Origin of the sequence: uncultured Halopseudomonas sp. (genome assembly GCF_963977355.1) — a bacterium.
Lineage (GTDB): Bacteria > Pseudomonadota > Gammaproteobacteria > Pseudomonadales > Pseudomonadaceae > Halopseudomonas.
The window spans coordinates 1-22,164 of sequence record NZ_CAXBOV010000010.1 but is presented as its reverse complement, the minus strand read 5'-3'; the positions used below and the strand labels follow the sequence as shown (position 1 = coordinate 22,164).

At 57.4% G+C, this 22,164-nt stretch carries 23 protein-coding genes and 1 pseudogene; 14 read left to right on the top strand and 10 right to left on the bottom strand.

Translation table 11 applies throughout. The features are described from left to right. Positions 1–25: 25 nt before the first annotated feature. Genes AAC076_RS06880 through AAC076_RS06865 form a run of 4 tightly spaced genes read right to left on the bottom strand, consistent with a single transcriptional unit; the run spans position 26 to position 4,426 of the window. Positions 26–361, bottom strand: a complete 336-nt coding sequence (locus AAC076_RS06880) for a DUF3325 domain-containing protein (RefSeq protein WP_339843884.1) — start codon at positions 359–361, stop codon at positions 26–28. Beyond that, positions 358–1,932, bottom strand: coding sequence for a PepSY-associated TM helix domain-containing protein (locus tag AAC076_RS06875; RefSeq protein WP_339843883.1), 1,575 nt, complete (start codon positions 1,930–1,932; stop codon positions 358–360). The genes AAC076_RS06880 and AAC076_RS06875 overlap by 4 nt, the downstream gene beginning before the upstream one ends. After that, entirely contained in the window at positions 1,929–2,225 is a 297-nt protein-coding gene (locus AAC076_RS06870) for an iron transporter (RefSeq protein ID WP_339843881.1), read from the bottom strand. Before AAC076_RS06870 ends, AAC076_RS06875 begins: the two co-directional genes overlap by 4 nt. Positions 2,226–2,227: 2 nt before the next feature. Then, complete coding sequence (locus tag AAC076_RS06865; protein ID WP_339843879.1) at positions 2,228–4,426, bottom strand: TonB-dependent siderophore receptor; 2,199 nt, start codon at positions 4,424–4,426, stop codon at positions 2,228–2,230. 210 nt (positions 4,427–4,636) lie between these two features. On the opposite strand from AAC076_RS06865, the gene AAC076_RS06860 reads away from it, so the two are divergent. Further along, on the top strand, positions 4,637–4,828 hold the full coding sequence (locus tag AAC076_RS06860) for a hypothetical protein (RefSeq protein WP_339843878.1): 192 nt from the start codon (positions 4,637–4,639) through the stop codon (positions 4,826–4,828). 16 nt (positions 4,829–4,844) lie between these two features. Here the strand turns inward: AAC076_RS06860 and AAC076_RS06855 are convergent, their stop codons facing one another. After that, positions 4,845–5,783 carry a LysR family transcriptional regulator gene (locus AAC076_RS06855; protein ID WP_339843877.1) on the bottom strand — a complete coding sequence of 313 codons (939 nt, stop codon included), beginning with the start codon at positions 5,781–5,783 and terminating at the stop codon, positions 4,845–4,847. 140 nt (positions 5,784–5,923) lie between these two features. Between AAC076_RS06855 and AAC076_RS06850 the strand changes: the two genes are divergently transcribed. The 13 genes from AAC076_RS06850 to AAC076_RS06790 all read left to right on the top strand — a co-directional run bounded on the left by AAC076_RS06850 (position 5,924) and on the right by AAC076_RS06790 (position 18,267). Continuing rightward, positions 5,924–7,339, top strand: a complete 1,416-nt coding sequence (locus tag AAC076_RS06850; protein WP_339843874.1) for an acetyl-CoA carboxylase biotin carboxylase subunit — start codon at positions 5,924–5,926, stop codon at positions 7,337–7,339. 93 nt (positions 7,340–7,432) lie between these two features. Continuing rightward, the gene (gene oadA, locus AAC076_RS06845) at positions 7,433–9,253 is read left to right on the top strand and encodes a sodium-extruding oxaloacetate decarboxylase subunit alpha (protein ID WP_339844026.1); all 1,821 of its coding nucleotides are present in this window, start codon (positions 7,433–7,435) and stop codon (positions 9,251–9,253) included. 149 nt (positions 9,254–9,402) lie between these two features. Beyond that, complete coding sequence (locus AAC076_RS06840) at positions 9,403–10,335, top strand: sodium-dependent bicarbonate transport family permease (protein ID WP_339843872.1); 933 nt, start codon at positions 9,403–9,405, stop codon at positions 10,333–10,335. Between the two features lie 9 nt (positions 10,336–10,344). Next, complete coding sequence (locus AAC076_RS06835; RefSeq protein WP_339843870.1) at positions 10,345–10,647, top strand: transcriptional regulator; 303 nt, start codon at positions 10,345–10,347, stop codon at positions 10,645–10,647. Positions 10,648–10,809: 162 nt separating this feature from the next. Continuing rightward, the gene (gene purE, locus AAC076_RS06830) at positions 10,810–11,301 is read left to right on the top strand and encodes a 5-(carboxyamino)imidazole ribonucleotide mutase (protein WP_339843868.1); all 492 of its coding nucleotides are present in this window, start codon (positions 10,810–10,812) and stop codon (positions 11,299–11,301) included. 10 nt (positions 11,302–11,311) lie between these two features. Beyond that, positions 11,312–12,394 carry a 5-(carboxyamino)imidazole ribonucleotide synthase gene (locus AAC076_RS06825; RefSeq protein ID WP_339843867.1) on the top strand — a complete coding sequence of 361 codons (1,083 nt, stop codon included), beginning with the start codon at positions 11,312–11,314 and terminating at the stop codon, positions 12,392–12,394. 13 nt (positions 12,395–12,407) lie between these two features. Further along, a complete protein-coding gene (locus AAC076_RS06820) occupies positions 12,408–12,935 on the top strand; it encodes a DUF3299 domain-containing protein (RefSeq protein ID WP_339843865.1) in 528 nt (175 codons plus the stop codon). A 125-nt stretch (positions 12,936–13,060) separates the two neighbouring features. Next, positions 13,061–13,996, top strand: a complete 936-nt coding sequence (locus AAC076_RS06815; RefSeq protein WP_339843863.1) for an alpha/beta hydrolase — start codon at positions 13,061–13,063, stop codon at positions 13,994–13,996. A 3-nt stretch (positions 13,997–13,999) separates the two neighbouring features. Further along, positions 14,000–14,704: a tRNA (N6-threonylcarbamoyladenosine(37)-N6)-methyltransferase TrmO gene (gene tsaA, locus AAC076_RS06810; protein ID WP_339843861.1), complete on the top strand. Its 705-nt coding sequence runs from the start codon at positions 14,000–14,002 to the stop codon at positions 14,702–14,704. A 71-nt stretch (positions 14,705–14,775) separates the two neighbouring features. Next, entirely contained in the window at positions 14,776–16,338 is a 1,563-nt protein-coding gene (locus tag AAC076_RS06805) for a sensor domain-containing diguanylate cyclase (RefSeq protein ID WP_339843859.1), read from the top strand. Between the two features lie 89 nt (positions 16,339–16,427). Further along, positions 16,428–16,793 carry a DUF3301 domain-containing protein gene (locus AAC076_RS06800; protein WP_339843857.1) on the top strand — a complete coding sequence of 122 codons (366 nt, stop codon included), beginning with the start codon at positions 16,428–16,430 and terminating at the stop codon, positions 16,791–16,793. Positions 16,794–16,849: 56 nt separating this feature from the next. Next, positions 16,850–17,863 carry a CobW-like GTP-binding protein gene (locus AAC076_RS06795; protein ID WP_339843855.1) on the top strand — a complete coding sequence of 338 codons (1,014 nt, stop codon included), beginning with the start codon at positions 16,850–16,852 and terminating at the stop codon, positions 17,861–17,863. Further along, complete coding sequence (locus AAC076_RS06790) at positions 17,860–18,267, top strand: NADH:ubiquinone oxidoreductase (protein ID WP_339843854.1); 408 nt, start codon at positions 17,860–17,862, stop codon at positions 18,265–18,267. The genes AAC076_RS06795 and AAC076_RS06790 overlap by 4 nt, the downstream gene beginning before the upstream one ends. 11 nt (positions 18,268–18,278) lie before the next feature. On the opposite strand, the gene AAC076_RS06785 is transcribed toward AAC076_RS06790, so the two are convergent. The 5 genes and pseudogenes from AAC076_RS06785 to AAC076_RS06765 form a co-directional block, all read right to left on the bottom strand. Further along, a complete protein-coding gene (locus tag AAC076_RS06785) occupies positions 18,279–18,776 on the bottom strand; it encodes a DUF192 domain-containing protein (RefSeq protein ID WP_339843853.1) in 498 nt (165 codons plus the stop codon). Next, positions 18,776–19,648, bottom strand: a complete 873-nt coding sequence (locus AAC076_RS06780; RefSeq protein ID WP_339843851.1) for a flagellar brake protein — start codon at positions 19,646–19,648, stop codon at positions 18,776–18,778. Before AAC076_RS06780 ends, AAC076_RS06785 begins: the two co-directional genes overlap by 1 nt. Before the next feature lie 255 nt (positions 19,649–19,903). Next, the gene (glmU, locus tag AAC076_RS06775) at positions 19,904–21,271 is read right to left on the bottom strand and encodes a bifunctional UDP-N-acetylglucosamine diphosphorylase/glucosamine-1-phosphate N-acetyltransferase GlmU (RefSeq protein ID WP_339843849.1); all 1,368 of its coding nucleotides are present in this window, start codon (positions 21,269–21,271) and stop codon (positions 19,904–19,906) included. Between the two features lie 154 nt (positions 21,272–21,425). Then, positions 21,426–21,863 (bottom strand): F0F1 ATP synthase subunit epsilon, encoded by a 438-nt coding sequence (locus AAC076_RS06770; RefSeq protein ID WP_339843847.1) that lies wholly within the window; start codon positions 21,861–21,863, stop codon positions 21,426–21,428. A 42-nt stretch (positions 21,864–21,905) separates the two neighbouring features. After that, positions 21,906–22,164 (bottom strand): annotated as a pseudogene (locus tag AAC076_RS06765) (F0F1 ATP synthase subunit beta); the annotation flags it as partial.

The window sequence follows — 22,164 nt, the reverse complement described above, 5'->3', positions numbered from 1 at the left end:
GCGTGCCTTCTGGCGCGCAACGGGCTTACCAGAGCAGACCCGTAATCCCTGATCCCAGGGAGAACAGCGAAACCAGCTTCACCGACTTCGGCCGATAGCTGACCTGCAGTATCACTGCGAGTGCTGCCATGCTCAGGATACCGAACAGCAATATCAGCCCCACTCCCGCACCATAGCCTTTCAGGCTGACTAACAGGGCTGCACCCAAAGATAACCATCCCCCCAGCTCCACTACCCGGCTGTGCTGCCAGAACAAACTGCGGTCATGCAGCAAGTGTCTGCGGTGCTTGTCCATAGCCAGAGCCTTAAACGAGAATCCGGCATGCGCCAACAACAGCACTGCCACACCGGGCCAGTTCATGATTGTGCCTCGGCAGTTCCCGTGCCGGTTACGATACCTTTCAAGGATTGGCGCTGGTGTCGCCACAGGTAAAACGCCGCTGCTGCGAACCCAAGGCTGATAACCAACACACAAAACTCGAACCCCACAAAAATCCAATCGCCTACCGCAACGCTTTGCCACAAGGGCCGATCAGTGGTCAGCGCGTTGAGAAAGGGCAGCAGGAAAAAAGTCAGAGCGGCGCCTGCCAATTGCTCAACCCAGGCCTTTCCTGATGCACGCAAGCCCGCATGCAGGAACAGACAGGCCCACACGATAAACAGGATATTGATCTCCCATTGCGCACGCGCCTCCCAGCCCACCGGGAGCAATCGATTGGCCCAGAAATACGCGGCAATGGCCAGCGGCAGGCCGGCAATGGTTGCTACATTCAGACTCTCGACCAGACGTAGACCGGCATGATGCTCGCCGGTTCGGTCCGCACGCTGCCGACGCTTGACCGTCCAAAGCACCAGTCCGGTGGCGATCATTGCGGCGCCGAGCAGACCCGAAAGAAAATACAGCCCGCGCAGTAACGGTCCCGCAAACAACCCCTCGTGCAAACCGACAAGCAGATCACGACTCAGTCGCCCCATCGGCACATCGGCAGGCTGTGTATCCAGCGCTTTTGCTGTGACGCCATCGAGCACCAATACCGCGTCACGCTGCAGGGGTCCGGCGAGTTCGCCATAACCGACTGTCACCCGCGCATTCGCATCGCCCGGATTACTGACAACCAGATAGCGCGGCGTCTCCGCCTCGCGTCCCGCGGCAAACCCCTCCATTAGATTCACGGCACTGGCCAGAGGTGCGGACTCACCCATGACTGTGATCTGCTCCGGCCCGGGAAAAGCTTCCCCGAAAAAGGATTGGCGACCTTCGGCATCCACGCCGTAAAACGCACTTACGGTCAACGGCATAACGGAGAACATCATGAATACCAGCCCGGAATAGGTGATCATCAGCTGGAAAGGCAAGGAAATGACGCTTGCAACGTTATGTGCATCCAGCCATGAACGCTGACCCTTTTTCGGCCGAAACGTGAAGAAATCCTTAAAGATCTTCTTGTGCACCACTATCCCGCTGATCAACGCCACCAGCATCAGCATGCTGGCGAGTACCACTATCCAGTCGGAAACTGATCTGGGCAGGTAATGCAGGCGCCAGTGCATCTGATACAGCAGCTGCCCGCCCGCTGTCGACCGTGCCTCCGGCGGCGCCCCTGTGGAAGGGTCAAGCAGCTCTTCCCCGCGACCACCTGCACCCTGCCAGAAAATACCTGGATAGGGATTGTTGCGGTCACCGGTCAGCGTGATAAACCAGCGAGAGGCGTCCGGGGCAACCTTGTGCAATCGCTGGAATGCTGCGCTCAGCGTTTCTACCGGAGTCGCCTGCGTATGCGCTACAGGTAATTCCGGCTGCATCCACCGGTCGATTTCAGTATCAAAATAACCGGCTGTCCCGGTGATGAACATGAAGTACAAAAGCCATCCGAGGAGCAAACCGACCCAGGTGTGCAGCCAGGCCATCGACTGGCGAAAGGTCTCCCTCATCCCAGCCGCTCGGCAAGCAGCAAGATGATGACGGGCGAGCAAAACACGGCCACCCCCAAGGGCCCGACGATGGCCCACCAGAGGTTACGGGCTGTGAACACCCAGACAACAACACATGCATACAAGGCAAAACTGACCTGAACGGACACTAGCGCCGCATCGACCTGGCTCAGTGGCAATAGCGCAGCGAATGCCACCGCGCCGAGATTGGCCACCGCATACCCCCCTACCAGAGCAAACAGCACCCTGATAGAAACGTTGATACCCAGCCGCAGCCTATTCACGCTTTTCACGCTCAAAAGCTGTATTTGAGGGTCAATTTGCCATTGCGCGGTTCGCCGAAGGCGTGCTGACTGTAGAAGCCGATCTGGCTGTAGTACTTTTTATCCAGCAGGTTGTCGATATTCAACTGGGCACTGAGGGCGTCGCTGAGCTGGTAGCGCGCCATGAGGTTGACCAGCGCATAGGATGGCTGCTCGAGTTTTTCCGCTTGTCCAAGGGGGTTATTGGCTACGGTGTAGTTGCCGTCTTCCCAATTCACTCCACCGCCCAGGGTCAGACGATCAATGCGATAAGTGCTGAATATATTCGCTGTGCGACGCGGGAAGCGAGTATTGACCCGCTCCCCATCCGCATCCTTGGCGCTGAACTGAGCCCAGCCAACCATGAGGTTCCAGTTATCGGTGAGAGCGCCGGATAGCTCGATTTCATAGCCGTCACTGGTTGTGCCCTGCGCCGGGTAATAAGCCTGGGCGATACCACCGGGCACCACTGCACCCACATCGGGTTGTGCGAGGTTATCCTGCTCGATGCGGAAAACGGCCAGTGCGGCGTTGAGTCGACCAGCGAAATACTCGCCTTTTACCCCGGCTTCGTAGTTCTGGCCTTCCAGGGGGTCCAGGTAGTCACCATTGCGGTCCTGATAATCCTGAGGGTTGAAAATTTCCGAGTAGCTGACATAGGCGGAATGCTGGTCATTGATGTCATAGACCAAGCCGGCGTAGGGTGTCAGCTCCTTGTCGTGCTCGAACTCGTAGGGGTCACCGTTCCATTTCGTGCCGCTGGTGTCCCAGTTGCTGATGCGGCTACCAATGATCAGCTGCAGCGGCTCGGCGAGTCTCAAACGCGCCACGGCATAGGCCCCCAGTTGCTCGGTATCCTGGGTGGTGTAAGTACTAGAGGGCCCCCATGCGGGCTCCGGATAGGAGCCATCCCAGTCATAGTAGTTTCCGGCCACCGGCGTATTCAAACGCGGACGGTTGTCGGTCACCAGTTCCTGCTTGCTGTGCATAAGGCCGAGTACGAATTCGTGATCCTGACCAGCAAAACTGAACGGTGTGCTCACGTACAAATCCAGATTGTCCTGCTCCCGCGTGACGTCGTACCAGGAAGGACTGGCGCTAAGGCCCAGGCCGGTTACCCGGTCCGGCGCACCGGAAACATACAACAGGCGCAGGTCACCTTCGTTGATGCTGCGGCTATAGGCGGCATACAACTTGGTGCCGGAATCGAAAACATGCTCGACATTGGCGTAGTAGGTGGTGTGCTTTGAGGCCCATTCGGACCAGTCAGTCGCCGTGGTCTTCGAGCGATCCCAGTCAGTACGGGTGCCATCGCTGAACCAGGTCGGCAGGCCGCCCCACATGGAAGCCGTAGGGCTGTTGTCCTGGTAGCTGGCGCCGATATTGAGCAACGTATTATCGGTCAGGTCGATGCCCAGAGTGCCAAACAATACTGACCTTTCGTTTTTTGCAAGATCAACGAAGGAGTCGCCTTCCAGATAACTACCAACCACGCGGCCTCGTACGCGACCACTCTCATTCAGGGCACCGGAGACATCCAGCGTGCCCTGATATCGATCCCAGGAGCCGACCTGACCACTGACGAAGCCCCTGAACTGCTCGCTATCTGCGCGCTTTCTGACCAAGTTGATTGCCGCGGACGGGTTCCCGGCGCCGGTGACCAGACCGGTAGCACCGCGGACGATCTCGACCCGGTCGTAGAGCACCGTATCCATCTCCGTTTCGCCAGCCGCCCAGCCACTGCTCCAGGTGGTGGGTACTCCGTCAATCTGCAGATTGGTGATATCAAAGCCCCGAGCGGCAAAACCACTGCGGGAGCTGTCCAGCGCCTTGCTGGTAACCCCGGTGGTGACACCGACCACATCGGTGATGGATTCCAGCGCCATATCGTCGATCATCTGGCGGGTAACCACCGACACGGACTGCGGCGTCTGGCGGATGGGCAGTGAAAGTCGAGTCGCAGTATTCATCGAGTCGGTGGTGTAGGACTCGGTACCCTCGGTGGTTGGCGTTGGGCCGATGCTAGTCGCGGTAACCGTGACATCATCAAGCACCAATACGTCCTTGCTTTCCTCGCTCTGAGTCAGGTCCTCATCCGCCCAGGCCGGTGCCACGCCTGTCGCAGCCAAGCTGATACAGAGGGACAGGAACGAGTAGCGAACGGCGTGCGAGTGGGGCATTGAATGGAGCATCGGTTCAATCCTTTGTTTAGGTAAGATTTACTCTTCACCGAGGGCTACGGGGCGGTGCAGGTGAAGAAGCCAAAGGATATTACTGATAATAGTAATGATTCGCAATTAGATTATAGTGATCTGAAAGTCAAAGATGTTTCACTGCTCTGTAACGCTCCCGTCATTCTCGACGCGCAAGTTGATGGGGTACTCACACAGCGGAGAACCACCATGGCTTTTGATGCAGATTATGAGGATGGCAATACCTCGGTACGTAAACAGCGCCGGCAGAACGAAGATCGCAAGCGTATGGCCTACCGCAGGGCGATTGAGGAGTATCGGGAAAGCCAGGCATTGCACGCCCAGGTATGCGACTTCCCGGACATCATGGAAGCGCGGCGTCCGGGTATCTGGATGCACTGAATAGCCGGCTTGCCCGCTAGGCGGTTTCGAACCGCTCGGCCAGGGTGCGGATCTTGGCGCGTTCAGAGCGAAGAAACTCCAGAAAAGCCTGGGCCACGGGACTCAGACGCTTGCCCCGGGCGTGGACCGCACACCAGCTGCGTAACAGTGGCAGTTCGGTGAAGTCCAGACGCACCAGGTCGCCGCTGCGAATGAAGGGTGAAGCTGCATGGCCTGAAACCATGGCTATCCCCAGGCCTGCTATTGCCCCCTGAATCAGGCTTTCGCTGGAGCCCAGCTGCATCGATTGCTGCAGGTGTACGCGTTTTTCCTGAAGAAAGTCATCACTGGCCTTGCGCGTACCCGAACCTGGCTCACGCTGCAGCACCGTCGCATTCTCGATCTCGGCAAGCGTCAAGGCGCTGCGCCCCGCCAGGGAATGCTGCGGACTCGCCACCGCAATGATCGGGTTGTTGAGGAACGGAAAGAACTCCAGCGCTCGGTCCTCCGGCACCAGACCCATGAGCACCACATCATCCAGATTATCCCGCAGACGCTGAATAACCTGACCTCGTGTAGCAATCTCGAGCCTGAAGGATACCTCCGGGTAGCGTTCCCGGAACGCTGCGAGCAGATGGGGCGTCAGATATTGAATACTGCTGACCACGGCCAGACGCAGCTCCCCCTGCAGACTGCCCTGCAAGTTGGAAAGGGACATGTCCAGGCTTTCCAGACGAGCAAATATATCCTCGCTGGCCGCCAGCAGGCTGGTCGCCGCTTCGGTGAGATACAGCTTGCGGCCGACATATTCAAACAACGGCTGATCGATCTGTTCTTCCAGCTGACGGATCTGCTGACTGACCGCCGATTGGGTAAGGGCCATCTCCTCCGCCGCCCGGCTGAAGGAGTGGCAACTGCATACCGCGCGGAACACCTGCAACTGCCGCAGGGTCATCCGCAAAAGCGTCTTGCGCATTCTCGTCTACCCTATATCTACGCCTGTTCAGCATATGTATAAGCAATTACTAATGGATAATCCAATTATTATTCATTTCTCTTGTGGGAGGCGCAGGCGTAAGTTGTTTGCACCCGGTCACCACCAGGAGGAAACAGGACGTGATCAAGAAAATTCTCATAGCCAATCGTGGCGAGATTGCCGTTCGTATCGTGCGCGCCTGCGCCGAGATGGGCATTCGCTCCGTGGCTATCTACTCTGAAGCAGACCGCTTCGCACTCCACGTCAAACGTGCCGATGAAGCCTATAACCTGGGCAGCGATCCCCTTTCCGGTTATCTCAATGCTCGCCAACTGGTTAACCTGGCAGTCGAAACCGGTTGTGATGCATTACATCCCGGCTACGGCTTCCTGTCCGAAAATGCTGAGCTGGCGGACATCTGCAGCGAACGCGGAATCAAGTTTATTGGACCCTCTGCGGAGGTGATTCGCCGCATGGGGGACAAGACCGAAGCCCGACGCAGCATGATCAAGGCTGGCGTACCGGTCACCCCCGGCACTGAGGGCAATCTGGCAGATCTAAAGGATGCACTCAAGGAAGCCGAGCGCGTCGGCTACCCGATCATGCTCAAGGCTACCTCTGGCGGCGGTGGCCGCGGTATTCGCCGCTGCAACACCCAGGCAGAGCTCGAGCAAGCCTGGCCACGGGTCATATCCGAGGCAACCAAGGCGTTCGGCTCCGCCGATGTGTTTCTGGAAAAATGTATCGTCAATCCCAAGCATATCGAGGCGCAGATTCTCGCCGACAGCCACGGTAATACCGTGCACCTGTTCGAGCGTGACTGCTCTATCCAGCGCCGCAACCAGAAGCTGATCGAGATCGCGCCCAGCCCCCAACTGACCCCCGAGCAGCGCGCCTATATCGGTGATCTGTCGGTGAAGGCCGCGCAGGCAGTGGGCTACGAGAATGCCGGCACCGTGGAGTTCCTGCTCGCCGAGGGCGAGGTGTACTTCATGGAGATGAATACACGGGTGCAGGTGGAACACACCATCACCGAGCAAATAACCGGTATCGACATCGTCCGCGAGCAGATCCGCATTGCCTCTGGCTTGCCACTGTCCGTCAAGCAGGAAGACATTCAGCACCGCGGGTTCGCCATTCAGTTCCGCATCAACGCTGAAGATCCGAAGAATGATTTTCTACCGTCCTTCGGCAAGATCACCCGTTATTACGCCCCCGGCGGTCCCGGGGTACGCGTGGACACCGCCATCTACACCGGCTACAGCATTCCACCCTATTACGATTCCATGTGCCTGAAGTTGATTGTCTGGGCACTGACCTGGGAAGAGGCGCTGGACCGTGGGTTGCGCGCGCTGGATGACATGCGCCTGCAAGGGGTGAAGACCACCGCAGCCTATTACTCGGAAATCCTGGGTAATGCGGAATTTCGCAGCGGCGTGTTCGACACCAGTTTTGTCGAGAGTCATCCGGAACTGACCCGCTACTCGGTCAAACGCAAACCCGAGGAACTGGCGCTGGCGATTGCGACGGCAATTGCCGCGCACGCCGGACTATAAAACCCGCGGCAGGCAACAGGCCTCATGCCGCATGAGAACATCGATCCGCTGGCAGCTTGGCGCATGAAGCTTGCAGATAACGAGGAACAGACAATGAGCACCACACGCAAGATTACCGTTACCGACACCATTTTACGCGATGCCCATCAGTCGCTGCTGGCTACCCGCATGCGCACCGAAGACATGCTGCCAATCTGCGCCAAGCTCGATCAGGTGGGTTACTGGTCCCTGGAAGTCTGGGGCGGCGCGACCTTTGATGCCTGCGTGCGTTTTCTCAAGGAAGACCCCTGGGAGCGCTTGCGCCAGCTGCGTGAAGCATTACCCAACACACGACTGCAGATGTTGCTGCGCGGTCAGAACCTGCTCGGCTACCGTCATTACAGCGATGACGTGGTTAAAGCCTTCGTCGCCAAAACAGCCGAGAACGGTATCGATGTGTATCGTATCTTCGATGCGATGAACGATGTGCGCAATCTGGAGACCTCCATCAAGGCGGTCAAGGATGCCGGCAAGCACGCCCAGGGTACCCTCGCCTACACCACCAGCCCGGTACACAGCGTGAAAGGCTACGTCGCCCAGGCCAAGGCCATGGGAGAGATGGGCATCGACTCCATTGCAATCAAGGATATGGCCGGTCTGCTGACCCCCTTCGCCACAGCCGAGCTGGTCAGCGCGCTGAAGGCCGAGTCGGATCTGCCGGTATTCATTCATTCCCACGACACCGCAGGCCTGGCGGCGATGTGTCAGATCAAGGCCATCGAAGCAGGCGCTGACCATATCGACACCGCGATCTCCAGCATGGCCTGGGGCACCAGCCATCCGGGTACCGAGTCCATGGTTGCGGCCCTCAAAGGCACTCCCTACGACACCGGACTGGATCTTGAGTTGCTGCAGGAAATCGGTATGTACTTCCATGCCGTACGCAAGAAGTACCATCAGTTCGAGAGCGAGTTCACCGGTGTGGATACCCGGGTACAGGTCAACCAGGTACCGGGCGGGATGATGTCCAACCTGGCCAACCAGCTCAAGGAACAGAATGCGCTGAACCGGATTCAGGAAGTATTCGAGGAGATCCCGCGCGTGCGTGCAGACCTTGGCTATCCTCCGCTGGTGACGCCTACCTCGCAGATCGTAGGTACCCAGGCCGTGTTCAACGTGCTTGCCGGTGAGCGCTACAAGACCATTACCAACGAGGTAAAACTGTACCTGCAGGGCCGTTATGGTCAGGCACCGGGGCAGGTAGACGAGTCTCTGCAGCGCCGTGCGATCGGCAACGAGCAAGTAATCGATGTGCGTCCGGCGGATCTGATCAAGCCGGAAATGGACAAGTTGCGTGGAGAGGTGGGCACTCTGGCGCAGAGCGAGGAAGATGTTCTGACCTACGCCATGTTTCCGGACATGGGCCGCAAGTTTCTCGAAGAGCGCGCCGCAGGCACCCTCAAGCCTGAAGAGCTATTACCCGAGCAGGGCGCGTCCGGTACTCCGGGCAAACCAATGGCGGACGCGGGTGCTCCAACCGAATTCATCATTGATGTGCATGGCGAGTCGTATCGCGTCGATATTACCGGCGTCAGCGTCAAGGGCGACGGCAAACGACACTTCTACCTCAGCCTGGATGGCATGCCCGAAGAGGCTGTATTCGAGCCATTGAACAGCTTCGACGGTAGCGGCGGCGGTAGCCAGCGCAAGCAGGCCAATCAGCCTGGCCACGTCACCACCAGCATGCCCGGCAATGTCGTCGATGTACTAGTGAATGTCGGAGACACCGTCAAGGCCGGACAGGCTGTACTGGTCAGCGAAGCAATGAAGATGGAAAGCGAGATACAGGCAGCCATCGGCGGCACGGTCAAGGCCGTCAACGTCGCCAAGGGTGATCGAGTCAATCCAGGCGAGATTCTGATCGAGATAGAATAAAGGAAGTCAGGAAGCTCAACGCTTGAAGCTGGACGTGAAAGCGCCACCACGCTGCATCCGGGCTGCGATGCAGTACTGGTGCTCCCAGAGTGCACGGTCAACTTCGAGCTTCCGGCTTAAGACTTCCAGCTGCTTTCCTGGAGTAACACATGGGTTTTGATCCGGTTGTACTGTTCTTTATCTTTGGCTTGATCGCCGGCCTGGTGAAGAGTGAACTGAAGCTCCCGCCAGGTCTCTACGACACGCTGTCGATCATTTTGCTGCTGGCCATCGGCTTGCACGGTGGTGTTGAACTGGCTGAGCAGGCCAGTCCTGCCTTGCTGGGTCAGACCCTGGCTGTGCTGGCGCTGGGTATCGCATTGCCCCTGATCGCCTTCCCATTATTGCGTCTTCTGCGATTCCCCCGCGTTGATGCAGCCAGCATCGCGGCCCACTACGGCTCGGTCAGTGCTGGTACTTTCGCTGTGGTGATTGCCTATCTGCTGGCCCGCGATATCGTATTTGAAAGCTACATGCCACTGTTTGTGGCAGTCCTGGAGGTACCCGCGATCATTGTCGGTATCCTGTTGGCCAAAGGCATACGCCGGGACACCGACTGGAAAGCGCTGAGCCATGAGGTATTTCTTGGCAAGAGCATCATGTTATTGCTGGGCGGCCTGATTATCGGCGTACTGGCTGGCAAGGAAGCCATCGCTCCCCTTGAACCGCTTTATACAACGATGTTCAAGCCAGTTCTCGCCTTCTTCTTGCTGGAAATGGGTCTGATCGCTTCCCGACACCTGGGTAGTCTGCGCACCACAGGGCCCCGACTGGTGGTGTTCGCTCTGGTTTTTCCACTGATCGGCGCATTGGCCGGCGGGCTTTTGGGTACCGCGCTGGGACTGACTGTGGGCGGCGTGACCGTGCTGGCAACCCTGGCAGCCAGCGGTTCCTATATCGCGGTTCCGGCAGCAATGCGTCTAGCGCTGCCTGAAGCCAACCCGGCGTTGTCCCTGACCGCATCGTTGGGTATCAGCTTTCCTTTCAATATACTGATCGGGATTCCCCTGTATCTGTCCCTGGCCGAGTGGCTGGCCGCCTGAGGAGCACACATGAGCATGTCAACCCGTACCCTGCTCACGCTGATCTGCGAAGCAGCCCTGGAGCCCCGGCTGGTAAAGGATCTCGAGCGACTGGGCGCGCCCGGATGGACGTTGTCTGATGCCCGGGGCAGCGGCACCCGTGGGGTACGTAGCGCCGGCTGGGATAATGACGGCAATATCCGACTGGAGGTGATCTGCGGTCGGGAGCGCGCTGAGCAGATCATCCAGCATCTGCAGGAACGCTACTACGACAACTATGCGATGATCTGCTATCTGTCGGATGTAGAGGTGCTCAGGCCACAGAAGTTCTGATATTCGTCAATTCGGGTTATACTGTCCGGCTTCCTACAATCAGCAGGCCGCACCCGGATGCCGGGACCCGATCTGCTCCGCCAAGCCACGCCAGTAACGCTGCCGTGGCTTGTTGGTTTTTGCCGTAACTGCACGGCACAACAGAAAGCGAGGCACCGATAAATGACCGCATTGGTTGGCGTGATCATGGGCTCCAAGTCAGACTGGTCCACCTTGAGCCATACGGCCGACATGCTGGACCAACTGGGCATTCCCCACGAGGTCAAGGTAGTTTCGGCCCACCGCACGCCGGACCTGCTGTTCCAGTATGCCGAGGAAGCCGCCGCCAGGGGCATCGAGGTCATCATCGCCGGGGCCGGGGGCGCAGCCCACCTGCCAGGCATGTGCGCCGCGAAGACCCATCTGCCGGTACTGGGTGTACCTGTGCAATCTTCGATGCTCTCTGGCGTAGACTCGCTGCTGTCCATCGTGCAGATGCCCGCGGGCGTGCCTGTGGCGACCCTGGCAATAGGCAAGGCCGGCGCTATCAATGCTGCGCTATTGTCGGCGAGTATTCTTGGCGGCAAACATCCGCAATTTCACCAGGCGCTCCAGGATTTCCGTGCCCAGCAGACCGACAAGGTGCTGGACAACCCGGACCCCCGTCAGGACTGAGGACTTAATCATGAAGATCGGCGTAATCGGTGGTGGCCAGCTGGGCCGCATGCTCGCACTGGCAGGCACTCCCCTGGGGCAGCAGTTCGTGTTCCTTGATCCGGCGCCGGACGCCTGTGCCCAGGCGCTGGGCGAGCATATCTGCGCTGATTACAGCGATCACGATCATCTGCGCCAGATAGCAGATGAATGTGATGTGGTTACCTTCGAGTTTGAAAGCGTACCCGCCGAAACGGTCGCCTTCCTGTCCCAGTTCGTGCCGGTCTTTCCCAATGCCGAATCCCTGCGCATTGCCCGTGATCGATGGTTCGAAAAGTCAATGTTTCAGGACCTGGGCATCCCGACTCCCGAATTCGCAGACGTCCAGTCCCAGGCTGACCTGGAAGTAGCGGTAAGCAGCATCGGCTTACCGGCGGTCATGAAAACCCGCACGCTGGGCTACGACGGCAAGGGTCAGAAGGTGCTGCGGGATCCAGAAGATGTTGCCGGAGCCTTCGCTGAACTGGGTAACGTGCCCTGCATCCTGGAAGGCTTTGTACCCTTTCAGGGCGAAGTATCGCTGATCGCCGTTCGCGGGCGTGATGGCCAGACGGCTTTTTATCCCCTGGTTCTGAATGTCCACGACAAGGGCATTCTGCGGCTTTCGGTTGCCAGTGCAGCGCATCCGCTCCAGGCCCTTGCCGAAGACTACGCCACCCGAGTACTCAAACAACTCGACTATGTTGGCGTACTCGCATTCGAGTTCTTCGAAATAGACGGTGGGCTGAAGGCTAACGAAATCGCTCCACGCGTGCACAACTCAGGTCACTGGACAATCGAAGGCGCCAGATGCAGCCAGTTCGAGAACCACTTACGCGCCATAACAGGCCTGCCTTTGGGCTCCACTGCCAAGGTGGGTGAAAGTGCCATGCTGAACTTCATCGGTGAGGTTCCGCCAATAGAGCAGATTACCGCCATCGACGATTGCCACGTGCATCACTACGGCAAAGCATTCAAGACCGGACGCAAGGTAGGGCATGCCACCCTGCGCTGCACCGACAACCAGGCGCTCGATGCTCGTATCGCCGAATTACAGGCGCTGATCGGCGTCTGATGCGGGAGCTCCCATGCGTGGCTATTGGCCTTACCTTCTGCTTGTCGTGTCCCTCGGACTTGATGCTGCGCCGCGCACGGTAGACTGGCTGGATCTGCTGCCCGAAGAAGACTATCAGGCCATGCTGGATATGCCTGAAATCGGACACGACAACATTGAAGAGGCCCCGGCCGACTTCAGCACCGACCTGCGCCAACGCGACCGAAACCTGCCTGAGGTCATGTACTCCACCAACGTGGTAGCAGAACTGGATAACCAGGAACTGCGGATCGCTGGCTATCCCGTGCCACTGCAGAGCAATGAGCGCGGACTCTACACCAGCTTCTTCCTGGTGCCGTACGCCGGCGCCTGCATCCATGTTCCTCCTCCGCCGCCAAACCAGATCATTCTTGTGGACTACCCCAAGGGCATCGCGATTGAAGATATCTACGAGCCCTTCTGGATAAGCGGGAACCTGCTGATAGACCAGACCAGCAACGAACTCGCTGACGCCAGTTACCGTTTTACTGCCGATAAGGTCTGGATCTACGACGGCGAGTGAAATAGCCTTTGGCCATCGCCCTTACGGGTGGCTCATGGTTACAGGTAATCGGCTATGCTAGGTTCCTGACCACAAGGTCAAGGCTTGACCGCTATGTTCAAGGCAGTTCTGATGGAGTTGTACAGATGGAATCGCTAATCGGTTTGGTAGGTTTGGCAGTATTGGTCGTTGTATACCTGCGGCGCTGGCTGCTGAGACGCGAGATACCCCAACAACAGGCTGTATCATTCAAGGGAGAGGTGTTCACTGTCGGGCAGGCCAACGTCGCGCGCAGACAGGCCGAGAAACAGCCCAGAGCTAGCGTCATCGTGATGCCGGGTTTCATGGAGAACTTCCTGTACTTTACCGAGTATTACGAAGACCCTGCCATCGAGCTGATCCTGATCACCAGCGCCGACTATCACGTGCCGGTGCTCGATTTCCGACCCAGTGTTCCCGCCTGGAGCAAAACACCCAATGCGACTCCCGGTACCATTGCCTATGACGCTGAAGTACTGAACATGGCATTGCGTAACCTGGTTACTACCGAGAATGTAAGGGTCCACGGCCACTCACGGGGTGGCGCTGTTAGCCTTGAAGCGGCACGGCAACAACCAGCATTGTTCGAGAACGTCGAGGTTATTCTCGAGGCACCCGTGCTACCCCAAGGCAAGCCATATGCTCCATTGCCACCGCTGGCCCGCTGGTTTGTGCCCTTTTTTCTCCCCATGTGGCAACAGCAACCGATTTCTGACCGCAATCGAGCCCTTTGGGGCCCGCTCGATGACTCCCGCAAGCGCGAATTGATCATGGGCGTACCCTTCAATCCGCGGCATTGCTCCACGATGGTCGCCAACCTGAAGGACATGGCAGACTGGATGGACACTACCAGCACTGAGATCTACCAACATGTGAAGCGTGGAGCCATTCTGGTGCCGGGCAAGGACCGGGTCTTGCAGACTGGCGCCATGCGAGCCAGCGCGCAACAGGCAGAGAATCTTCAGGTGATAGCGATAGAGGGCGGCAGCCACTTTGTGATTCCCGATCACCCGGACTCGATTCCGCCGCTGTCATTGGCCTAGAGCATGGCCTACCAATTTGATCCCGTAGGCGTCGTGCATTCGTGCTTTCACGAAAAGTTTGCAATACCTCGGCAGCCCAGCCTGGCCGCGGCTGCGCGTGGGGTCCTCGAGTTGCTCCCACCCTATGACAAGCCTGAAGCGCTGGCCGGTCTGGAGCATGTCAGTCATCTGTGGCTGCTCTTTGTCTTTCACGCCGCCCCTTCCGGACCCGATTACTTGCGCGTCCGCCCGCCCCGCCTGGGTGGCAATCAGCGTGTGGGTGTTTTTGCCAGCCGTTCAACCCATCGCCCCAACCCCCTGGGCCAGTCAGTCGTACGCCTGGATGCAGTTGAGCCGGGAAGGCTCTTGATCTCCGGTATCGACCTGCTTGATGGCACACCCATACTCGATATCAAACCCTACGTTCCCTACGCCGACCATGTAGCGGACGCCCGCAACGAGATGGCCAGTAGCGCGCCCGTTCTGATTCCGGTCGCCTGGAAACCAGCCGCCTGGCAAGCTGCCCGAGAGCACGCTATTCGGCTGCAGCAGCCGGTTATCGAGCTGATCGAGCAGTGTCTGGCCCAGGATCCCAAACCGGCCTATCAACAGCCCGAGCCAGAGCGCGAATACGGTGTGCGTTTCTGGGATCTGAACGTGCGCTGGCATTATCCGCAAGCAGGCTGCATTCAAGTCCTGGCCGTCGAGAGCCAGACCACGCAGATATAGGACCTGGACGCGACCAAACCGCTTTCCAACGGCTATACTCGGGACTTTGGCCAATAGCAGGACAGCGACCCTTGTTGTACTACTCACCCATGCTCCTGGGATTCTGCTTGCTACTCGCCGTAGCGGTTGCTTCAACGGCTCTGTGGCATATGTCCCGCCCCTATTCCGGACCCGGCTTCTGGATGGCTGGCTGTTGGTCGCTGATCGGTGGGATCATTCTTTTTATCGGATACATCATTACCGGTAGCCCGACGTTGAATGTGCTGGGCAACGCCGGACAACTGGCCGGTGAGGCTCTATTCCTGCTGGGTATCTTCCGCTTCATGGGCCGTCCGTTGCCCTGGTGGATAGTGCCATTGAGCGTCAGTCTGATGATCCTGTTCAACATCCACTATTGGGTGTATGACGGCAACTCGGACTTTCTGATGGGTGTGTATTCTACGATTGCCGGACTGTTGCCGCTCCAGGCGATCGCTCTGTTGCTGCGTGAAAAATCCGACTCTGCCACCCGTCCTGCCCGTCTTCTTGTGGGCCTTAGTCTGTTGGTCTATTCGGCCGTTACGCTGCTGCGTGGATATCTGGGCTACCACGACTGGTGGCATGACGCCCCCTACATCAATCCCTATGAGTCATTCAGCTATCTGCTGCCTTACAATTTCGCCATTCCGGCGTTGGTAATGGGATTTATTGGCGTCACACTTATGACCATGCAGCGCATCCTTGCCAACAGCCAGCAACATGCCGAGCGGGCGCGCAACAGCGCTGTACGTTTCGAGCGTTTGCTGGGCGCATCCACCTCCGCCGTAATGATTGTAAAGGGCGGTCTGATACAGGACGCCAACCTGCGCCTGGAGCAGCTTAGTGGTCTGTCCAGAGGGCGCCTTCTACAACAATCGGTATTCACTCTGTTTCCAGACAGCAGCCACGGTTTTATACAGCAGCACCTGTCCAGCCAATATGCCAGCCAACTGGATGTGAATGCCGTACATGCAAACGGTAAACTTTTTCCAGTCGAAATCAGTATTGCACCGCTGGGTGATCAAAGTGATGACCTGGTTGTCGAAATCCGCGATGTCAGTCATCGCAAGGCCCTGGAGGAACAGTTGCTCCTGCTGGCTACCCAGGACTCCTTGACCTGCGCGCTCAACCGTCGCGCATTCAACTCCGAGGCGGAAATAGCGATCAAGCGAGCAGCTAGACATAATCGCCCCCTGAGTCTCGCTATTCTTGATCTGGACCACTTCAAGCGTATCAATGACGACTATGGGCATCTTGCGGGCGACCAGGCCTTGCAGAGCTTTGCGGACCTGTGCCGAGAAGTTTTGCGTGAGGAGGATGTTTTTGCGCGTTTCGGCGGCGAGGAATTTGTTCTGCTGCTGGCCGACACCGATACAACAGCCGCCTTGCGACTACTTGAGCGCCTGAGACAGCAAGTGAGTGGGCTGGTTTTGAACAACGGTACCGATTCCTTTGGTTTACAGGTCAGTGGTGGCCTGGCGGGTTGGGAACCGGGTGACAGCATAGAGAGCCTGTTCAGGCGTGCGGATCAGGCGCTGTATGCGGCAAAAACAAGCGGCCGTAACCGTGTTGTGCTCTGGACTGAGACCTCCCCCGAGGGCGCTACAGGTATCTGACTGCAAGAACCCGCACTGCCCAGGCAAGACAGACCACAACAACAACTGTGCTAGGCTTGGCGCTCTGTATTATCCGAGGAAGTGGCTCGATGTTCGATCTTCGTCATGCTGGCCTGTTGATTCTGGCCGTCGCCACCGGCTTCTGGTTGTGGCGCACGCTGGGCCTGCGCGATCAGGCATTGGCCCTGGTCAGGCAACACTGCCGCCAGGCTGATGTTCAGTTGCTGGATGAGAGTATCTACCTGAACAAAGTGCGGATCGGGCGCAGCAAGGGACTGCGCTTCGCTCTGGTCCGCCGCTATGGATTCGAATTCACAGTCACGGGCGAACGACGCTATCACGGGTATGTCGAACTCTACGGGCCGAGGCTTCGCCACATTGAACTGGCTCCTCATCCGTTCCCTGGGGGCAATCCCGAAGACGTTCAGGAGTCATTCGGACAACGGCTGAACTGACCCGCCATGTACGGTTCCACGTGGAACTGTCCGCGACCTGGCGGTATGCTTGCCCGATGATGAATCCTCAGAATATTGAACACATACCTACCCACCTGATCGCCGGCCCCCTTGGGTCAGGCAAGACATCATTACTCAAAAGTCTGTTGCAGCAACGTCCAGATCATGAGCGCTGGGCGGTCCTGATTAATGAATTCGGTCAAGTGGGCATCGACGCGGCGCTACTGCACGCCGATGCTGCAGGCATTCAACTTGCAGAAATTCCCGGCGGCTGTCTGTGCTGCGTCAATGGCGTCCCCTTTCAGGTCGGCCTGGGTCGACTGCTGCGCCGTGCGCGTCCGCACAGACTGTTCATCGAGGCGTCCGGGCTCGGACATCCAGAGACCCTGATGCGGCAATTGGCGGCCAAACCATGGCAGGGCGTGCTGACATTACAGCCGTTGATAATGGTGCTTGATGCGACCCGACTTCTGGCCAACGAAAAGCTGAGTGAGTCTCAAGAGCAAGCACTGCAATGCGCCGGTCTCCTGGTCCTGAACAAAACAGAAGATCTGACCTCCAGTCAGTGCGCAGCGCTGGTTCTGAAAATGCATCCCATAGCCTCTGTATGTGCCGTACAGGGCACCTTGGATCTCTCATTACTACCTGTGGCTGCCACTCCTGAAGGACCCGCAATAAGCCCTCAACTGAGCGCTCTGCCACCGCCAGTATCCATAGGCGCGCTATGGCGCGACGTAAACGACTGGCACTGTTACACGCAACAGCAAGGCGGCCAGAACAGTATTGGGTGGATCATTCATCCATCCAATAACTTCGTACTGGATGACCTGTCTGCCTGGCTCGATGAAGTTTCCTGGGATCGCGCCAAGGGCGTGTTACATACGGATAAAGGCTGGATGTCCTTTAATGCAACAGCTGGGGACCGACCGGTCTGGCACCCCAGTGAATGGCGCCGGGACAATCGTCTGGAATTGATTTCGAGCAACACTCCGGACCCACTGGACCTGGAGCAAAGCCTGCGCGACACCCTCGCCCCGCTATCCAATCACAATCAAACGGAGTTGCAATGAAGCTCTTTTACCCCTTTTTCACTGCGTTGCTCTGTGCGATGAGTGCTCAGGTCCTGGCCCAACAGGCTTGCCTGATTACCTCGAGCGATGATGAACTGCCGATTCGTATGTGCCAACAGAACATGACTATTCCGGACAGCCTTTTTACTGGCAGTTTCTGCCAGCCACAGATTCCCGATCGGACCTTCAATATCGATTTCGTCGACCATTGTCCAACCGGCGCTTACGGGGTTTGCGAAGGGGCGACAGCACAGGGCGTGGCTTATAAGCAATCGATTCACTACTACAGTGATAAGTCAGACGCACCGGTCCTGAAAGCCTATTGCGAAAGGATCAGCAAAGGCGTCTGGCTAGAGCCCGACCAAGCATCATTAGAACAGAATTCAGAAGCTGCTCAACCCTGAGTAAACGGGGTCTACCATTGAGGCGCCGGCTTTTCTATGATGCCGCCCAGCTCCAGTTTCTGGCCTTCTTCAAGCTCCAGGCGCTTGGCAGTCCCGGCGGGAACTTCAAGTACAAAGCGTAGCGGTTGGTTGGCATGGTAGATTTCGCAGGGCATTGCGCGGCAAGGGGGCACATCAGAAAATATCTGAGCTATACGCCCCGTTGAGTCGATGTAGAGTAAATCCAGGCTGATGACCATGTTGCGCATCCAGATCGATGGCTCGGTACCCTCCGGAAAATCAAACAGCATACCGGTGCCATCAGCCAGATTTTCGCGCCCCATCAGCCCCTGACGCCGGCTATCTGGATCTGCAACGTACTCCACGAGAAAAACCTGGTCGGCCAAACCCAGCTCAACCTGTTGTGCGGACGAAACAGCATAAGCTGGATAAAAGCTAAATAGCAGAAGCAGGCTATAGATCCAGCCACGCAGGTCCAACAAGCAGTCTGCAGGAGAGCGTACTCGCATCAGAGGTTATCCTTGAGCAGGTTCTGATAAACCATGTTGGTCAGGTAGAGCCGGTCCTGTTCATTCAAGTCGACGAATTCGACGCCGGTTGCCACCAGCCCTTTGTTGCTTTCATCTTTGCTGACAGCGCGCACCTTACCCTTGATATTCAGATAGACGTCTAGTCCTGAAGGGTTTATCCGGAAGGAGAGAGTCACTTCGTCTTCCTTGTCCGCAACTGGCTGCGGCGACAACATCCGCGCGCCGCCCCAGCTCAGATCGACTATTTTGGCTGCTCCCTTGCCCCGCGGTGCAACAACAGACGTTACCAGCTCGACCGGTACTCTTGCCGAGCCACGGATACGCATCGACTGAACAGATTCGGGATAGGCGAGATGCAAGTAGGGAAAGGGTGACAGGTTGGACTTGAGAACCCGTGTCTTGTAGGCCACGGCATCCTTGCCAACGAAGCCACGAACCAGAAACTGCTGTCCTTCCTTGATGAATACCAGCTTGCCCTGGGCCATGGGGCTGGTCACCATGAGGCTGATTGGCGCATGGAAGCCGAGCATTTTCACCTGGTAGCGCTCGGTGTGGGTGGCATGCATGGTTTGCAACTGCACCATATCGCCGGGGGCAAGCTGTACCTGTGCGAGCGTCGAGATCTGCATCTCGTTGGGAAGCGGCGCGGCATCTTCAGCCTGCTTGTCTTCTGCGGCATTGCGCTCTGGCGCCGCCCGGTAGATACCCAGCTTGAAAAGCTGATCAAGCAGAGGCTGGCTGTCTACGATGCGCGACTGCTCCATCAGAACATTGCCTTCAACGTCCATCAGATCCCACGGTAGTGGACTGCCAATCTGGATTTCTTTTTCTTTTAGAGGTATCAAGGTCACCCCGGCTCTCCATAACCTGCATGCAGTAGGCGGCCAATGTAGCACAAGGCCGGTATTGGGATACGTTCCATATAAGCTGATTCAGGAATAGATATTAGCCGAGGCCCAAGGTGACCGCTGGGCAGGAGACGCAGTTGAAGCTGCGACTAACCTCTACCGTGTGTTCCCATTCCTGTTAGCAATATAAGACACAGTCGGCGGAGATGTGTTCATTTTTTAACCACGGGCCCAAAACGTCCCGTGGCAAACTTTTGGCTAATCGGTTTTTTTCAGCGGACGTTGCCAGTTTTCAATAGATCGCTGGCGACTACGTCCCACCGCTAGCGCACCTGCCGGTACATCCTGGGTAATGGTCGAGCCTGCGCCAGTGGTGGCACCGGCACCTACACTGAGCGGTGCAACCAATGACGTATTGGAGCCGATAAACACGTTGTCACCAATCTGGGTGACGAACTTGTTCACCCCATCGTAATTGCAGGTAATGGTGCCTGCTCCGATATTAACCTGCTCTCCCACCACAGCATCGCCGACGTAGGATAGGTGGTTGATTTTCGATCCAGCACCGATATCCGCTTTCTTGGTTTCTACAAAATTACCGACCTTTGCTCCGCGACCGAGTACCGTGCCAGGCCGTAACCGCGCATAGGGCCCGATATCACAGCCTTCTCCCACCTCGGCACCATCCAGGTGGCTGAAGGCCTTGATCACACTGCCACTTCGAATCACGCTGTTGCGAATAACGCAGTTCGGACCTATCTCAACGTTATCTTCAATAGTTACCTGCCCTTCAAACACAACGTTGATATCCACAAATATATCCCGGCCGACTACCAGGCTCCCGCGTACATCCAATCGCGCCGGATCAGCCAGGGTGACACCTTCGGTCATCAGGCGGAGCGCTTCGCGTGACTGAATGGCACGCTCGAGAACCGATAGCTGTTGCCGGTTGTTGGCCCCCATGACTTCTACTTCGTCATCCGGTTGCGCTACCTCGATCCCGGTCTTGCTGGCTACTGCCAGGGCCACCACATCAGTCAGATAGTACTCGCCCTGGGCGTTATCGTTGGACAGACTGTTGAGCCAGTCAGCCGCATGGGACCCTGGTAGCGCCATGATGCCGGTGTTGGCTTCCGTAATCAGCAGATGTTCAGCACTGGCATCCTTTTGCTCGACGATTGACTGGACCTCTCCGGCCGGGTTACGCACGATACGGCCGTAGCCCGTCGGATCTTCCATGGTCACGGTAAGCAAACCCAGGTTGGTCTGTCCGGCCTGTTTGCTCAATCGTTGCACTGTAGCGGTTCTGAGCAAGGGCACATCACCGTATAGCACCAATATCTGGTCGGCACCGCCGGTATGCGGTATCGCCTGGGCTACGGCATGTCCGGTGCCTAATTGATCACTCTGTATTACCCAGTTCAGATCGTCCGACACCAGACTCTCGCGCACTGCTTCAGCACCATGACCTATAACCACGTGAATGTGCCTGGGAGACAACGCCCTTGCACAGTCGATTACGTGCCCCAGCATAGGCTTGCCTGCTACCGGATGGAGTACCTTGGGAAGCGAGGAGCGCATGCGTGTGCCTTGTCCGGCAGCGAGAATGACGATGTCCAATATCATAGGGGAACCATATCTGAATATAAGTAGGGTGATGATAGCAAAGCTGTAAGCCTTAGCAGGATAGCTTCTGCACTCGGAAGTCCGCTGGCATATCATTTTAGGCCAATAAAAAAGGCAGCCTGGGCTGCCTTTTTTATTATTACCGCAACAGTGATCAGGACGGAGCCCGGCCACCGTACTTCTTGCGCAGTTCCTGGACGGTACGCAGCTGAGCTGCGGCCTCGGCCAGACGAGCTGATGCGGCACCGTAATCAAACTCGGAGCCCTTCTCGCTCAATGCCTTTTCTGCGGCTTTCTTTGCTTCTTCGGCTGCAGCTTCGTCAATGTCGCCGGCGCGGACGGCCGTGTCGGCAAGCACCTTGACCATGCTCGGTTGAATCTCGATGAACCCGCCAGAGATGTAGAACACCTCTTCGCTGCGATCCTGCTTGATCACCCGAACCGGACCCGGCTTGAGGTCGGTAAGCAACGGCGTGTGACCGGGCAGAATACCCAGATCACCCATGTTGCCGTGTGCCACGACCATCTCGACCAGGCCTGAAAACAGCTCTTCTTCCGCGCTAACGATATCGCAGTGCACTGTCATAGCCATTTCATTGCCTCGATTCTGCGCCCGCTTGCGCGGGCGCTAGCATTACATTTTCTTCGCTTTCTCGATGGCTTCATCGATGGTGCCGACCATGTAGAACGCCTGCTCAGGCATGTGGTCGAACTCGCCATCCAGAATGCCCTTGAAGGCGCGGATGGTGTCCTTGAGCGAAACGTACTTGCCAGGTGCACCGGTAAAGACTTCCGCAACGAAGAAGGGCTGCGACAGATAGCGCTGGATCTTACGAGCGCGGGCTACCAGTTGCTTGTCTTCTTCGGACAGTTCGTCCATACCCAGAATCGCG

Coding starts and splice junctions, on each gene's coding strand:
- AAC076_RS06880 (WP_339843884.1), bottom strand. CDS start 361: ATGAACTGGCCCGGTGTGGCAGTGCTGTTGTTGGCGCATGCCGGATTC.
- AAC076_RS06875 (WP_339843883.1), bottom strand. CDS start 1,932: ATGAGGGAGACCTTTCGCCAGTCGATGGCCTGGCTGCACACCTGGGTC.
- AAC076_RS06865 (WP_339843879.1), bottom strand. CDS start 4,426: ATGCTCCATTCAATGCCCCACTCGCACGCCGTTCGCTACTCGTTCCTG.
- AAC076_RS06860 (WP_339843878.1), top strand. CDS start 4,637: ATGGCTTTTGATGCAGATTATGAGGATGGCAATACCTCGGTACGTAAA.
- AAC076_RS06855 (WP_339843877.1), bottom strand. CDS start 5,783: ATGCGCAAGACGCTTTTGCGGATGACCCTGCGGCAGTTGCAGGTGTTC.
- oadA (WP_339844026.1), top strand. CDS start 7,433: ATGAGCACCACACGCAAGATTACCGTTACCGACACCATTTTACGCGAT.
- AAC076_RS06840 (WP_339843872.1), top strand. CDS start 9,403: ATGGGTTTTGATCCGGTTGTACTGTTCTTTATCTTTGGCTTGATCGCC.
- AAC076_RS06835 (WP_339843870.1), top strand. CDS start 10,345: ATGAGCATGTCAACCCGTACCCTGCTCACGCTGATCTGCGAAGCAGCC.
- purE (WP_339843868.1), top strand. CDS start 10,810: ATGACCGCATTGGTTGGCGTGATCATGGGCTCCAAGTCAGACTGGTCC.
- AAC076_RS06825 (WP_339843867.1), top strand. CDS start 11,312: ATGAAGATCGGCGTAATCGGTGGTGGCCAGCTGGGCCGCATGCTCGCA.
- AAC076_RS06820 (WP_339843865.1), top strand. CDS start 12,408: ATGCGTGGCTATTGGCCTTACCTTCTGCTTGTCGTGTCCCTCGGACTT.
- AAC076_RS06815 (WP_339843863.1), top strand. CDS start 13,061: ATGGAATCGCTAATCGGTTTGGTAGGTTTGGCAGTATTGGTCGTTGTA.
- tsaA (WP_339843861.1), top strand. CDS start 14,000: ATGGCCTACCAATTTGATCCCGTAGGCGTCGTGCATTCGTGCTTTCAC.
- AAC076_RS06800 (WP_339843857.1), top strand. CDS start 16,428: ATGTTCGATCTTCGTCATGCTGGCCTGTTGATTCTGGCCGTCGCCACC.
- AAC076_RS06795 (WP_339843855.1), top strand. CDS start 16,850: ATGATGAATCCTCAGAATATTGAACACATACCTACCCACCTGATCGCC.
- AAC076_RS06790 (WP_339843854.1), top strand. CDS start 17,860: ATGAAGCTCTTTTACCCCTTTTTCACTGCGTTGCTCTGTGCGATGAGT.
- AAC076_RS06785 (WP_339843853.1), bottom strand. CDS start 18,776: ATGCGAGTACGCTCTCCTGCAGACTGCTTGTTGGACCTGCGTGGCTGG.
- glmU (WP_339843849.1), bottom strand. CDS start 21,271: ATGATATTGGACATCGTCATTCTCGCTGCCGGACAAGGCACACGCATG.
- AAC076_RS06770 (WP_339843847.1), bottom strand. CDS start 21,863: ATGGCTATGACAGTGCACTGCGATATCGTTAGCGCGGAAGAAGAGCTG.